This window comes from Nocardioides panacisoli, assembly GCF_019448235.1.
Classification (GTDB): Bacteria; Actinomycetota; Actinomycetes; order Propionibacteriales; family Nocardioidaceae; genus Nocardioides; species Nocardioides panacisoli_A.
Genome location: NZ_CP080409.1, coordinates 2,540,903 through 2,553,931 on the forward strand (window position 1 = coordinate 2,540,903; position 13,029 = coordinate 2,553,931).

General features: G+C 72.3%; 11 protein-coding genes. 3 read left to right on the forward strand and 8 right to left on the reverse strand.

Translation table 11 applies throughout. From position 1 onward, the window contains the following. The first annotated feature begins 37 nt into the window (after nt 1-37). Entirely contained in the window at nt 38-1,069 is a 1,032-nt protein-coding gene (locus KUV85_RS12325) for a potassium channel family protein (protein ID WP_219960192.1), read from the forward strand. Between the two features lie 64 nt (nt 1,070-1,133). Here KUV85_RS12325 and KUV85_RS12330 read toward each other — a convergent pair whose 3' ends face one another. From KUV85_RS12330 to KUV85_RS12340, 3 genes are all read right to left on the reverse strand, one after another. Next, a complete protein-coding gene (locus tag KUV85_RS12330) occupies nt 1,134-1,298 on the reverse strand; it encodes a hypothetical protein (RefSeq protein ID WP_219960193.1) in 165 nt (54 codons plus the stop codon). Nucleotides 1,299-1,323: 25 nt separating this feature from the next. Further along, nucleotides 1,324-4,083 (reverse strand): type I DNA topoisomerase, encoded by a 2,760-nt coding sequence (gene topA / locus KUV85_RS12335; protein WP_219960194.1) that lies wholly within the window; start codon nt 4,081-4,083, stop codon nt 1,324-1,326. Nucleotides 4,084-4,216: 133 nt separating this feature from the next. Then, entirely contained in the window at nt 4,217-5,236 is a 1,020-nt protein-coding gene (locus KUV85_RS12340) for a DUF2510 domain-containing protein (RefSeq protein WP_219960195.1), read from the reverse strand. A gap of 140 nt (nt 5,237-5,376) precedes the next feature. Between KUV85_RS12340 and KUV85_RS12345 the strand changes: the two genes are divergently transcribed. Further along, nucleotides 5,377-5,649, forward strand: coding sequence for a hypothetical protein (locus KUV85_RS12345; RefSeq protein WP_219960196.1), 273 nt, complete (start codon nt 5,377-5,379; stop codon nt 5,647-5,649). 25 nt (nt 5,650-5,674) lie between these two features. Here KUV85_RS12345 and KUV85_RS12350 read toward each other — a convergent pair whose 3' ends face one another. After that, a complete protein-coding gene (locus KUV85_RS12350; protein ID WP_219960197.1) occupies nt 5,675-7,168 on the reverse strand; it encodes a DUF7059 domain-containing protein in 1,494 nt (497 codons plus the stop codon). 135 nt (nt 7,169-7,303) lie between these two features. Beyond that, nucleotides 7,304-9,577 (reverse strand): sodium-translocating pyrophosphatase, encoded by a 2,274-nt coding sequence (locus KUV85_RS12355; RefSeq protein ID WP_219960198.1) that lies wholly within the window; start codon nt 9,575-9,577, stop codon nt 7,304-7,306. A 240-nt stretch (nt 9,578-9,817) separates the two neighbouring features. Between KUV85_RS12355 and KUV85_RS12360 the strand changes: the two genes are divergently transcribed. Further along, nucleotides 9,818-12,124 carry a DEAD/DEAH box helicase gene (locus KUV85_RS12360; protein ID WP_219960199.1) on the forward strand — a complete coding sequence of 769 codons (2,307 nt, stop codon included), beginning with the start codon at nt 9,818-9,820 and terminating at the stop codon, nt 12,122-12,124. On the opposite strand, the gene KUV85_RS12365 is transcribed toward KUV85_RS12360, so the two are convergent. Genes KUV85_RS12365 through KUV85_RS12375 form a run of 3 tightly spaced genes read right to left on the reverse strand, consistent with a single transcriptional unit; the run spans nt 12,121 to nt 13,011 of the window. Continuing rightward, nucleotides 12,121-12,462 (reverse strand): Rv3654c family TadE-like protein, encoded by a 342-nt coding sequence (locus KUV85_RS12365; RefSeq protein ID WP_219960200.1) that lies wholly within the window; start codon nt 12,460-12,462, stop codon nt 12,121-12,123. The two genes, KUV85_RS12360 and KUV85_RS12365, sit on opposite strands and share 4 nt — an antisense overlap. Continuing rightward, nucleotides 12,452-12,814, reverse strand: a complete 363-nt coding sequence (locus tag KUV85_RS12370) for a TadE family protein (RefSeq protein ID WP_219960201.1) — start codon at nt 12,812-12,814, stop codon at nt 12,452-12,454. The genes KUV85_RS12365 and KUV85_RS12370 overlap by 11 nt, the downstream gene beginning before the upstream one ends. Then, nucleotides 12,814-13,011: a DUF4244 domain-containing protein gene (locus tag KUV85_RS12375; RefSeq protein WP_219960202.1), complete on the reverse strand. Its 198-nt coding sequence runs from the start codon at nt 13,009-13,011 to the stop codon at nt 12,814-12,816. Before KUV85_RS12375 ends, KUV85_RS12370 begins: the two co-directional genes overlap by 1 nt. Between the last annotated feature and the right edge of the window lie 18 nt (nt 13,012-13,029).

Below are 13,029 nucleotides of genomic sequence, written 5' to 3' on the forward strand. Positions count from 1 at the left end.
GGTGGGGTAACCGCCCCCGACGGCCATCGGAGCCGGCATGCCCCACCTCCTCTCCCGCCTGCTGCGGCGCACCAGCGCCCACACGGCGTGGCTGCTGCCGAGCGTGCTCGCGCTCTTCGTCTTCGTGACCGGCTGGGTGCTGATGGCGTGGGCCCAGCCCGGCAGCGACATCGTGCAGCCCGAAACCTACTGGTGGTGGTTCCTGGTCACCACCACGACCGTCGGGTACGGCGACTTCTTCCCCACGGCTCCCGCGGGCCAGCTGGTCGGCGGCTACGTGATCCTCGGTGGCCTCGCCACCGTCGCGGTGCTCATCACCCAGATCTCCGGCCTCATCGAGAACGCCAAGGGACGACGCATGCAGGGACAGACCCCCTACTCCGGCTCCGACCACCTCGTGATCCTCGGCTACGAGCCGGGCCGCACCGAGCGGCTGCTGGCCGCGGTGCTCGAGGACGACGCACACCGCGAGGTGGTGCTGTGCGCCTGGGACGAGCAGGCGGCCACCGACCCGATGCCCACCGAGTCCCGGGTCCACTTCGTCCGCGGTGACCTCGCCGAGAGTGACGTCCTCGAGCGTGCGGCGCTGCACCGCGCCAGCGACGTGCTGGTCGACGCCCGCAACGACGACGAGTCGGTCACCCTCACCGTCGCCGCCCAGCACGCCGCGCCCGCGGTGCACCTCGTGGTCGGGCTGCGGGACCTGGGCCGGCGCCGCACCGTCGAGCGGGTCGCACCCAACGCGCAGTGCGTGCAGTGGCACGCCGTGCGGATGGTCACCGAGGAGCTGCAGGACCCCGGCATCGCACGCGTCTACGCCCAGCTGGCCGAGCCCGGCGGCACCGGCACGTTCTCCGGCGTGCTGCCGGCCGGCGTACGCGAGGCGACCTACGCTGACTGGCACGCCGCGCTCGGCCGCACCCACGCCGCGACGCTGCTGGCCGTCCACGACGGCCGCGACACCCTCGCCGGCACCGACTGGTCCGCGCCCGTCGGACCCGGCTCACGACTGTACTACGTCGCCACCCGTCGGCTCGGGACCGAGGAGCTCGCCGCGGCGCTCGGGTGATTGACGCGGCTGCGGTGGTCTCGACACGCTCGCTGCGCTCGCGCCTCGACCGGCAAGGGGTGGATCAATTGTCCGGTGAGCGTCGCAGCTTGAGGATGCCGATCAGCGCGAACACCCCGGCCAGCACCAGCCAGGTCACGGCCTCACCGGCCTCACCGGCCAGCCCGACGGTCACGAACACCAGGGCCAGGATGAGGAAAACGGTCCCGGTCGGACGGGGCTGACGCACGATTGCCTCCGAGCGGTGCGAGGTCCTAGGACTTCTTGGCCGCCGACTTCTTCGCGGCGGTCTTCTTGCTCGCCTTCTTGGCCGTGGACTTCTTCGCGGTCTTCTTCGCCGAGGACTTCTTGGTCGACTTCTTCGCCGACTTCTTGGCGCCCTTCTTGCCCTTCTTCGCCGGGCCCTTGGCGCGGCGTTCCTCCAGCAGTTCGGCAGCGCGCTCGAGCGTGACGTCCTCGACGGTGTCGTCCTTGCGCAGCGTGGCGTTGAACTCGCCGTCGGTGACGTAGGGGCCGAACCGGCCGTCCTTCACCACGACCTTGTTGCCCGAGGCGGGGTCGTCACCGAGCTCGCGCAGCGGCGGGGCGGCCGCCTGCCGGCCGCGTCGCTTGGGCTCGGCGTAGATCTTGAGCGCCTCCTCCAGCGTGAGGGAGAACAGCTGCTCCTCGGTCGCCAGCGACCGGGAGTCGGTGCCCTTCTTCAGGTACGGCCCGTAGCGACCGTTCTGGGCGGTGATGTCGTCACCGGACTCGGGGTCCTGGCCGACCACGCGCGGCAGCGACATCACCTTCACCGCGTCCTCGAGGGTGACGGTGTCCAGTGACATCGACTTCAGCAGCGAGGCGGTCTTGGCCTTGGGCTTGGCCTTCTTGGTCTGGCCGGTGCCCTCCTCGTCCTCGTCGAGCTTCTCGGTGACGTAGGGACCGAACCGGCCGTTCTTGGCCACGATGCGCTTGCCGGTCTCGGGGTGGGTGCCGAGGTCGATCTCCTCGCCGGCGGGGTTGGCCAGCAGCTCCGTGGCCTTCTCCAGCGTCAGCTCGTCCGGCGGCAGGTCCTCGGGCACGTTGGCGCGCTTGGAGTCCTCCGACCCGTCGTCCTTGGTGCCGACGACCTGCTCCAGGTAGGGCCCGTAACGGCCGACGCGGAGGTTGATGCCCTTCTCCTCGTCGATGGGGAAGGTCGCCATCGCCCGGGCGTCGATGTCGCCCAGGCCGGTCACCAGCGGGTGCAGGCCCTGCACCGAGTCCGAGCCGTAGTAGAACTCCCGCAGCTCGTCGACGCGCTCCTTGCGGCCGGCCGCGATCTCGTCGAGCACGTCCTCCATGCCGGCTGTGAACTCGTACGACACGTGGCGCGGGAAGTGCTCCTCCAGCAGCCGGGTCACCGAGAACGCCAGCCACGCCGGCACCAGCGCCGTGCCCTTCTTGAACACGTAGTTGCGGTTGAGGATGGTGCCGATGATCGAGGCGTACGTCGAGGGTCGCCCGATCTCGCGGTCCTCGAGCTCCTTGATCAAGGTGGCCTCGGTGTAGCGGGCCGGCGGCTTGGTCTCGTGACCGACGGCCTCCAACGAGGCGGCGTTGACCGGGTCGCCCTCGGTGAGCGCCGGCAGCCGCGTCTCCTGGTCGTCCTTGGCCTTGCCGCCCTCGGTGCCCTCGACGTAGGCCTTGAGGAAGCCGTGGAAGGTGATGACGCGACCCGAGGCGGAGAACACCACGTCCTCACCGGCCGCGGAGTGCCCGCCGAGACGGACCGAGACCGTCTGCCCGGTGGCGTCCTTCATCTGCGAGGCGACCGTGCGCATCCAGATCAGCTCGTAGAGCCGGAACTGGTCGCCGGTCAGGCCGGTCTCGGCCGGCGTCCGGAAGGTGTCGCCGGCCGGCCGGATCGCCTCGTGCGCCTCCTGGGCGTTCTTGACCTTGGAGGTGTAGGTGCGGGGCTGGTCGGGGAGGTACTCGCCCCCGTAGAGCTCGGTCACCTGCGCCCGCGCCGCGGTCACCGCCGAGCCCGACAACGTGGTCGAGTCGGTGCGCATGTAGGTGATGAAGCCGTTCTCGTAGAGCCGCTGCGCGACCGACATCGCCACCGAGGCGCTCATGCCGAGCTTGCGGCTGGCCTCCTGCTGCATCGTCGTGGTGCGGAAAGGCGGGTACGGCGAGCGCTTGTAGGGCTTGGACTCCACCGAGCGGACGTCGTACGACGCCTCGGCCAGGCCCGCGACGAGCTCGTCGGCCTTGGTCCGGTCGACGTGGACGACGTCCTTGGCCTTGGCGGTCAGCCGCCCGTCCTGGCCGAAGTCCTTGCCGGAGGCGACGCGGGCGCCGTCGATGGAGTGCAGCTTGGCGGGGAACATCCGCTGGTCGTGGTCGGAGCCGGCGTCGAAGGTGCCCTCGAGGTCCCAGTAGGAGGCGACCTTGAAGCGCATCCGCTCCCGCTCGCGGTCCACGACCAGCCGGGTGGCGACCGACTGGACCCGGCCCGCGGAGAGGCCGCTCATCACCTTGCGCCACAGCACCGGCGAGACCTCGTAGCCGTACAGCCGGTCGAGGATGCGCCGCGCCTCCTGGGCCTCGACGAGGTCGTCGTTGATGTCGCGGGGGTTCTCGACGGCGTCGAGGATGGCGCCCTTGGTGATCTCGTGGAAGACCATCCGCTTGACGGGGATGTTCTTGGGCTTGAGCTCGTCCATGAGGTGCCAGGCGATGGCCTCGCCCTCACGGTCCTCATCGGTGGCGAGGAAGAGCTCGTCGGCGTCCTTGAGCAGCTTCTTCAGCTTGGCGATGTGGGACTTCTTGTCCTTGGGCACCACGTAGTAGGGCTCGAAGTCGCTCTCGACGTTGACCGCGAGGCGGCCCCAGGGCTCGTCCTTGATCTTGGCCGGCGTGTCCGCGGCGCTGTTGGGGAGGTCCCGGATGTGGCCGATGGAGGACTCCACGACGTAGTCGTCGCCGAGGTACCCGCCGATGGTGCGGGCCTTGGCGGGCGACTCGACGATGACCAACTTGTGTGCCACGGGGACCTTCCAGATGCGTTCGGGGAGTGCTGCACTCGCAGTGCAGGGTACGACGACGGCCCCAGATGGCGCCCCGAGAGGTCATCGGGCGGTCGGCGGGACCGAGGTCGCGCGGCTGGTGGTGGGACGCGGATCACTCGGCGCTGAGGTCGCCGGTGACCTCCTTCTGCTGGTCCAGCCGCTCCTGGTCGTCGATGGGGACGACGCTGGTGTAGAGGCCGTAGACCGCCTTGCTGCCGGTGTCGACCACCACGACGTCGACGACGTCGCCGTCGACGGTGATGCCGGGGTTGTCGACGCGGATCTCGGTGGTGATGCGCCAGGCCGACTCCGCCCCCGGGACCTTCACCTTCTTGCTGACCAGGTCCTTGCGGTCGGTGAAGCCGGAGTAGAGCAGCGGGGACTTGGTCATGCACTCCACCACGGCCTCGGCGGTCTCCTCGGGGCTGCCGAACGTGGTCTCGACGCCACCGACGCCGTAGACCGACGCCCAGCCCTCCTCGACCTGCTGCACCTGCGGGATGAAGTCGAAGGCCCAGGTGAAGGCGAAGGACTGCAGCGGGTCGACCTGGTAGTCGGTGACCCGGGGGATGGACAGCCCGTGGCTGCCGATGCGGCCGTTGCCGGACTGGTCGCCGAAGACCGTCGGGGCGCCCTCGCGGCACTCGGCCGGGCCGGGCTGGAGGGTGCCGGGCGGCGGGCTGTCACTGTCGTCGGGCGGCGGGACGAGCTGGTCGCCCGCTCCTTGGTCCGGCCCCGTGGCCGGGACGTCGTCGCTGACCTTGGTGCCGCCGACGGTGCCGAGGGTGCGGACGCCGAGCACCGCGACGACGCCGAGGACGGCCAGCAGCGCCACCACGAGGCCACCGACGAGCAGCACCTTGCCGCGCCGGCCGCGGGAGGGTCCGGCCTGGGTCGGCGCCATGGCGGGCATCGCGCCCGTGTAGCCACCCGGGTGGCTGGCCGGGGCGCCGTCGTCGGCCGGGACGTCGCCGTACGCCGGACCGCTGGACGGGGGCGGCGGGAGCACGCCGCCGTCGGGTGGCGGCGAGGCCGGGTCGGAGGTGGTGACCGAGGACCACTGGGAGCCGTCCCAGTAGCGGTAGGTCGCAGGCGTCCCCGCCGGGTCGGGGTACCAGCCTGCCTGTGCCACGTCTTCGATTGTGACCCATGCATCAACACGGTGAGTCCCGTCACGCCACCCGGCGGGTCGCCACCGGGCCGGTCACGGTCGTCCACAGGCGGCGTCGAGCGACCTTGACCCGGACCTCTCGCGCCCTAGGGTGGCGCAGCGTGAGGAGACCCGATCCCGTCGGCGACGCACGCGTGGACGCCGCGACCGTGCTCGCGCCGATCGGCGCGTTCTTCGTGGCGTTCCACCTGTTCCAGACGTTCGTGGGTGGGGAGCGACTGGGGCTGGCGCCGCTGGCCGTGGTGACGGCGCTGCTGCTCGGCAGCCTGGTCGTCGAGCGGCGGCCCGACCCGCGCGCTGGTGCCGTCGTGCTCGTGGGCGCGGCCGCCGTGGGCGGCGTCGCGATCCCCGTGCTCGAGCGACTGGTGGGCTAGGAGCGGGTCCGCCCGGTGGGCCGGCTCAGTCCACGGGTGCGAGGAAGCCCTCGCGGACCATCGCCGCGACCTCGGGGAGGTACTGCTCGGTGACCTCGGCCGGGTCCTGCTCCAGCAGCTGGGCGACGGCCGCCAGGATCTGGCCGATGCTCAGCTCGCCGTCGCAGGCGCCGAGTGCGGCGGCCAGGACGGTGTCGACCTGCCGGGCGCGCCGCAGGCCGCGCTGGCGGCGTACGACGATGGTGCTCGGGTCCTCCGCGCCCACCGGTCCGAGGGTCTCCTGCCGCACGTCACTGCGGGTGGCGAGCCGGGTCTCGGTGGTCACGGCCGCCGCCGTGGTCTCGGCCCACTCCGCGACGGCGGGTGCGATCGGCTTCTCGACCTCGTAGGGCCACTCGAGCAGGTCGTGGGTGGTCGGGGCCTGTGTGGCCGAGCCCGCCGCGTGCTTGCGCAGGTTGATCCAGCCAAAACCGATGCCGGCGACGCCCTGGTCCCCCAGCCACGACAGCCACGTGTCGTAGCGCCGGACGTACTCCGCCGGGTCCCCGCCGGTGCTGGGGTGGTGGCCGGAGTCCTTGAGCCACAGCTCGACGTACGCCGAGGGGTCCAGCACCTCGCGCTGCACCACGAAGGCGTCGCAGTCGGTCGACAGCCACGCGCCGAGCCGCTCGTCCCACGGCTGGTCCTCGGCGATCACCCAGTTGGCCAGCACCTGGCACCAGCCGCCGTCGGTGAGGTGGTCGGGGGCGGTGCGCACGATGTGCTCGACGACCTGGTCGCCGGGCAGCCCGGAGTCGCGGTAGACCAGGCGCTCGCCGGTGGCGGGCGAGATCACGAACGGCGGGTTGGTCGCGATCAGGTCGAACCGCTCCCCGGCCACGGCGCCGAAGAAGGAGCCGTCCCGGACCTCGACCCGGTCCTCCACCTCGTTGAGCGCCATGTTGAAGCGGGCGACGTCCAGCGCGCGACGGTTGACGTCGGTGGCGACGACGCGGCCCGCGTGAGCGGCGAGGTGCAGTGCCTGGACGCCGCAGCCGGTGCCGAGGTCGAGGGCGCTGCCGACCTCCTCGCGCAGCGTCAGCTGGGCCAGCGAGGTGGAGGCGGAGCTGATGCCCAACACGTGGTCGGGGCCGACGGTGGTCGCCGTGCCGTCCAGGCCGGGCGTGAGGTCACTGACGACCCAAAGGTCCTCGCCCTCGGCGGTGCCGTAGGGGCGGACGTCCATCCGCGCGGCCACCTCGCTCACGCTGCGCTCGAGGAGTCCGGCGGCGGCCAGCCGGTCGACCAGGTCCGGCAGCGCGCGCTCGGCCGCCTCCGCACTGACCGGTCGCTGCAGCAGGAAGAGCCGCACCAGCGTCGCCAACGGGCTGCCGTCCGCCGTACGCCGCATCCCCGGCAGCGTCTCGTTGCGCTGCAGCGCCCGGTGGGCCTCCTCCCCGAGCAACTCGCCCACCGCGTCGTGGACGTAGTCGGCACGGAGCAGGGCATCGCGCAGCGGCGCGGCGAGGTCGGGATGCACGGCCCAACGGTACGGGTCCGGTCGGCGTGGGAATCCCCGGCCAACCGGGTGTCCACACAGTTGACCGGCATTGCAATGCCGGTCAACTGTGGTGACCCCCGGCTGACCGGGGATTCCGTCCCCCGTTCGGCGACCTCAGGCGGCGTCGGTGGCGGGCACGTCGTCGGTGATCGTGGCCGACCGCTGCTTGGAGATGAACACCGCGCCCGCGATGCCCAGCGCCGCGGCGACGGCGATCAGGATCCGTACGACGTCGTTCTCGCCCTCGCCGTAGGACAGCGAGACGACGGCGCCCACGATGAGCAGCGAGACCAGGTTCATCACCTTCAGCAGCGGGTTGATGGCCGGGCCGGCGGTGTCCTTGAACGGGTCGCCCACCGTGTCACCGGTGACCGTGGCCGCGTGGGCCTCCGATCCCTTGCCGCCGTGGTGGCCGTCCTCGACCAGTTTCTTGGCGTTGTCCCACGCGCCGCCCGCGTTGGCGAGGAAGACCGCCATCAGCGTGCCGGTCGCGATCGCACCCACGAGGAAGCCTGCCAGCGGCCCGACGCCGAGGCCGAAGCCGACCGCGATCGGCGACAGGATCGCCAGGATGCCCGGCGTGGCGAGCTCGCGGAGCGAGTCGCGGGTGACGATGTCGACCACGCGGCCGTACTCCGGGCGTCCGGTCCCCTCCATGATGCCGGGGATCTCGGCGAACTGGCGGCGCACCTCGTAGACCACCGCACCGGCGGCGCGGCCGACGGCGTTGATCGCCAGCCCGGAGAAGAGGAACACCACGCCGGCGCCGAGCAGGGCCCCGACGATCAGCTTGGCGTCGTAGACCAGGAAGCCGCTGAGCAGCTCCTCACCGAACCGGTCACCCACCTCGTCGAACGCGCTCTGGGTGTAGGACGCGAACAGCGCGCTGGCAGCGAGGACCGCCGTGGCGATCGCGATGCCCTTGGTGATCGCCTTGGTGGTGTTGCCGACCGCGTCGAGGTCGGTGAGGATCTGCGCGCCCTCCTCGCTGACCTCGCCGGACATCTCCGCGATGCCCTGGGCGTTGTCCGAGACGGGCCCGAAGGTGTCCATCGCGACGATGACGCCCACCGTGGTGAGCAGGCCGCAGCCCGCCAACGAGACCGCGAAGAGGGCCAGCGCCAGGTTGCCACCCGCGAGCAGCGCGGCACCGAAGACCGCCGCGCCGATCACCAGCGCGGTGTAGACCGCCGACTCGAAGCCGACCGCCAGGCCGGAGAGGATCACGGTCGCGTGGCCGGTCAGCGACGTACGGCCGACGTCCTTGACCGGACGGTGGTCGGTGCCGGTGAAGTAGCCGGTCAGCGCCAGGATCGCCGCGGCGAGCACGATGCCGATGACGACCGCGCCGACGGCGAACATCGCCGGCGACAGGTCGGCCTCGGCGCCGGTGCCGAGGTCCATCCACTCCCGCGGCAGGTAGGCGAACGCCGCGACGACGCAGGCCACCGTGGAGATGCCCGCGGAGATGTAGAAGGCACGGTTGATCGTGGTCAGCCCACTCTCGTTCGGACGCGGCTTGCACAGGTAGGTGCCGATGACGGCGGTGATCGCACCGATGGCCGGGATGATCAGCGGGAAGATCAGGCCCTTGTCGCCGAAGGCCTGTGCACCGAGGATCAGCGCGGCCACCAGCGTGACGGCGTAGGACTCGAAGAGGTCGGCGGCCATGCCGGCACAGTCGCCCACGTTGTCGCCCACGTTGTCGGCGATCGTGGCGGCGTTGCGGGGATCGTCCTCGGGGATGTTGTGCTCGACCTTGCCCACCAGGTCCGCACCGACGTCGGCGGCCTTGGTGAAGATGCCGCCACCGACCCTCATGAACATCGCCAGCAGGGCGGCGCCGAAGCCGAAGCCCTCGAGGACGTGCGCGGCGTCGTCCTGGAACAGGATCACCACCACGCTGGCGCCCAGCAGTCCGAGGCCGACGGTCGACATACCGACGACGGCGCCGGTGCGGAAGCCGATGTTCATCGCCGGGTCACGGCCCTCGGACTCGGCAGCGGCTGCCACGCGCAGGTTGGCGCGCACGGCCAGCCACATGCCCAGGTAGCCGATCGCGGCGGAGAAGCCCGCGCCGACGAGGAAGAACACCGATCGGAACAGCCGCACCACCCAGTCGTCGGCCGGGAGGGCCAACAACAGCAAGAACGCCAACGCGGCGAAGATCCCGAGTGTCTTGAACTGCCGCATCAGGTAGGCGTTCGCGCCCTCCTGCACCGCCAGCGCGATCTCGCGCATCTTCTCGCTGCCTTCACCGGCTGCGAGGACCTCCGAGCGGAACAGGGCCGCCATCACCAGGGCCCCGATCGCGATGGCCGCCACCACGATCGCGAGCACGAGATTGCCTCCGGTGACCTCGACGGCTGCGGGGATGATCCCGGCCATGCCAAACCTCCTGCACTGAGGGGAGGGCCCGCCGATGGCGGGCCCGGGTCGTTCGCCGGAGTCTACGCAGAATGTGGCCTACGCCACACAGGTGATGTGACGTGGATCACGCGCGTGTCGCGCGGTGGTCGCGGGGGTTGTCCTGCGTTCGCTCACCTTGTCGGGCACTGCAGTGCCGGACAAGGTGGGCGATCCCCGGTCGGCCGGGGATCGCTCCCGCCGCCTTGGGACAATCGGGTGGTGAGCGACCTCGACCCGACCGCGTTGGTGCAGCGGCTGGCGTCGGGGGCGCGGCGGGAGGGGCGGCTGACGCACGTGGAGGTGCGGCCGGCGCGGGAGGCGACGTACGCGGACTGGCCGGCATGGGTGGACCCGGACCTGGTCGCCGCGCTCGCGGCGCGCGGCGTACGCCGGCCCTGGCAGCACCAGGTGGCGGCGGCCGAGGCGGCGCACGCGGGCCGCCACGTCGTGGTGTCGACCGGGACCGCGTCGGGCAAGTCGCTGGCGTACCTGCTGCCGGGGCTGACCGCGATCCGCGAGGGGCGCGGTCCGCGGGGCCGGCGCGGGGCGAGCGTGCTCTACATCGCCCCCACCAAGGCCTTGGCGCAGGACCAGCGTGCGGCGATCGAGGGGCTGGGCCTCGACGTGCGCGTGGCGACCCACGACGGCGATGCGAGCACCGAGCAACGCGACTGGACCCGCGACCACGGCGAGTACGTCCTCACCAACCCCGACATGCTGCACCGCTCGCTGCTGCCCGCCCACGAGCGCTGGCACCGCTTCTTCAGGACCGTCGACTACGTGGTCGTCGACGAATGCCACCACTACCGCGGCGTCTTCGGCGCCCACGTGGCCCACGTACTGCGGCGGCTGCGGCGGGTCTGCGCCGAGCACGGCAGCGACCCCACGTTCGTCCTCGCCTCGGCCACCGTCGCCGATCCGGCGTACGCCGCCTCCCGGCTGACCGGGCACGAGGTCGCGGCGGTCACCGAGGACACCTCGCCGCGCGGCGAGCTCACCGTCGGCCTGTGGGAGCCGCCGCTGACCTCCCACACCGGCGAGAACGGCGCCCCCGTACGCCGCCCCGCCACCGCCGAGACCGCCGACCTCGTCGCGGACCTGGTCGTGGAGGACGTACGGACGCTCGCCTTCGTGCGCTCGCGGCGCGGTGTCGAGCAGCTCGCCCAACGCGCGTCGGACCTGCTGGCCGACGTCGACCCCGCGTTGGCGGCGCGGGTCGACTCCTACCGCGGGGGCTACCTGCCCGAGGAGCGGCGAGCACTCGAGGAAGACCTGCGCAGCGGACGGCTGCTGGCCATGGCCGCGACGAACGCCCTCGAGCTCGGCATCGACGTGAGCGGCCTGGATGCGGTGGTGGTCACCGGGTTCCCCGGCACCCGGGCGGCGTTCTGGCAGCAGGTCGGCCGGGCCGGACGCACCGGCGGCAGCGCCCTCGGGGTGTTCGTGGCGCGCGACGACCCGCTCGACACCTACCTCGTGCACCATCCCGACGCGCTGCTCGGTCGGCCGGTCGAGGGCACCGTCTTCGACCCCGAGAACCCCTACGTGCTCGGACCCCACCTGTGTGCCGCAGCGCAGGAGAAGCCGCTCACCGTCGAGGACCTCCCGCTCTTCGGCGAGAGCGCCCGCGCCGTGGCCGACCAGCTGGTCGCTGCCGGCCTGCTCCGCAAGCGGCCCCACGGCTGGTTCTGGACCGACCGGCGGCGCGCGGCCGACCTGGCCGACATCCGGTCCGGCGGCGGTCGGGAGGTGCAGCTGGTCGAGGGGACCACCGGCCGTGTCGTGGGCACCGTCGACGGCGGCCGCGCGCACGCGACCGCCCACGAGGGCGCGGTCTACGTCCACCGTGGCGACACCTGGCTGGTCGACGAGCTCGACCTCGACGACCACGTCGCCGTCCTGACCCGCACCGAGGTGGACTACACCACGACCGCCCGCGACGTCACCGACATCCGCATCGTCGCGCAGACCCGCGAGGAGCGGTGGGGACGCTGCGACCTCGGCCTCGGCACCGTGGAGGTGACCAGCCAGGTGACCTCCTACCTGCGTCGCCGCCCGGGCACCGGCGAGGTCCTCGGCGAGTGGCCGCTGGACCTGCCGGCCCGCACGTTGCAGACGACGGCGGTGTGGTGGACGGTGCCCGAGGAGGCGCTGGCCGCCGCCGGGCTCGACGAGGCCGACCTGCCGGGCGCGGCGCACGCCGCCGAGCACTGCTCCATCGGGTTGCTGCCGCTCTTCGCGACCTGCGACCGGTGGGACATCGGCGGTGTGTCCACCGCACGGCACCCCGACACGGGACGGCTCACGGTGTTCGTCCACGACGGGCACCCCGGTGGTGCGGGGTTCGCCGAGCGGGGCTTCGGCACCGCTCGGTCCTGGCTCACCGCGACCAGGGACGCCATCGTGGCGTGCGACTGCGAGGCGGGCTGCCCCTCCTGCATCCAGTCGCCCAAGTGCGGCAACGGCAACGACCCGCTCGACAAGCCGGGAGCCGTGCGGCTGCTCGACGTGCTGCTCGGGTCCTAGGGGGCCGGGCCCGCCCGGGCCTCGGCAGTCAGGTCGACCGACCACTCCTGCCAGCGGGGCCCGGTGACGGCCACCGACACAGTCACGGTGGTGCCGGCGACCTCGCACGACGTGAGGCGGCCGCCGTTGGACCGCGCGATCGTCGCGCCGGCAGCGCACCCGTCCCGCCCGTCGGCGACGGCCTCGGCAGCCGCGAGCGCGGCCAGGTCCGCCGCCGACTGGGCGTGGCGCTGGGTGACCACGATGCCGACGACGAAACCCAGTGCCGCACCCAGCAGGAGCAGCACGCCGATCACCGCCGCCACCAGCACGGTCGCCGCTCCGCGCTCAGTCCGCACCGGCGTCCTCGGCGACGGCGACGGCCTCGGCCGACACCTCCGCTCCCGGCAGGAAGTCGAACAGTCCGCCCGGGCCGCGCACCCGCCCGGAGGCCCGGGCGACGACCCGCGCGCCGCCCGCCTCCACCTCGACCGACACCCCGTCCGGGGCGACCCGCTCCCCCAACGCCACAGCGGCCCCGGTGTCGTCCCCGCGTGCCACCGCCCGCGCGGTCTCTCGGGCGGCGTCCACGGTCCGCGCCTGGGCGACCCCCAGCGAGAGCAGCCACACCAGCCCGAGGGTGACCGCGCACAGGATCGGCAGGCCGAGGGCCAGCTCGGCGGTGACCGCGCCCCGCTCACGACGGCGCATCACCCGAGCCCGAGGAGTCCGAGCACGTGGTCGAAGAGCCGACGCAACAGCTGGTCACCGAACCCGCCGGTGAGCAGCTGGTAGAGCAGCCCGGCCAGGCCGGCGCCCGCGGCCGTGCCGACGGCGTACTCCGCCGTGGTGATGCCCTGCTCGTCCCTGGGGTTGCCGCGTTGGTCGTCGGCGTCGCGCTGTGTCATGTGCACCTCCTGGTCCGG

Bases quoted from the DNA above. Each gene is read 5' to 3' on its own strand.
- KUV85_RS12325 (WP_219960192.1), top strand. From the start codon at position 38: ATGCCCCACCTCCTCTCCCGCCTGCTGCGGCGCACCAGCGCCCACACG.
- KUV85_RS12355 (WP_219960198.1), bottom strand. From the start codon at position 9,577: ATGGCCGGGATCATCCCCGCAGCCGTCGAGGTCACCGGAGGCAATCTC.
- KUV85_RS12370 (WP_219960201.1), bottom strand. From the start codon at position 12,814: ATGCGCCGTCGTGAGCGGGGCGCGGTCACCGCCGAGCTGGCCCTCGGC.
- KUV85_RS12375 (WP_219960202.1), bottom strand. From the start codon at position 13,011: ATGACACAGCGCGACGCCGACGACCAACGCGGCAACCCCAGGGACGAG.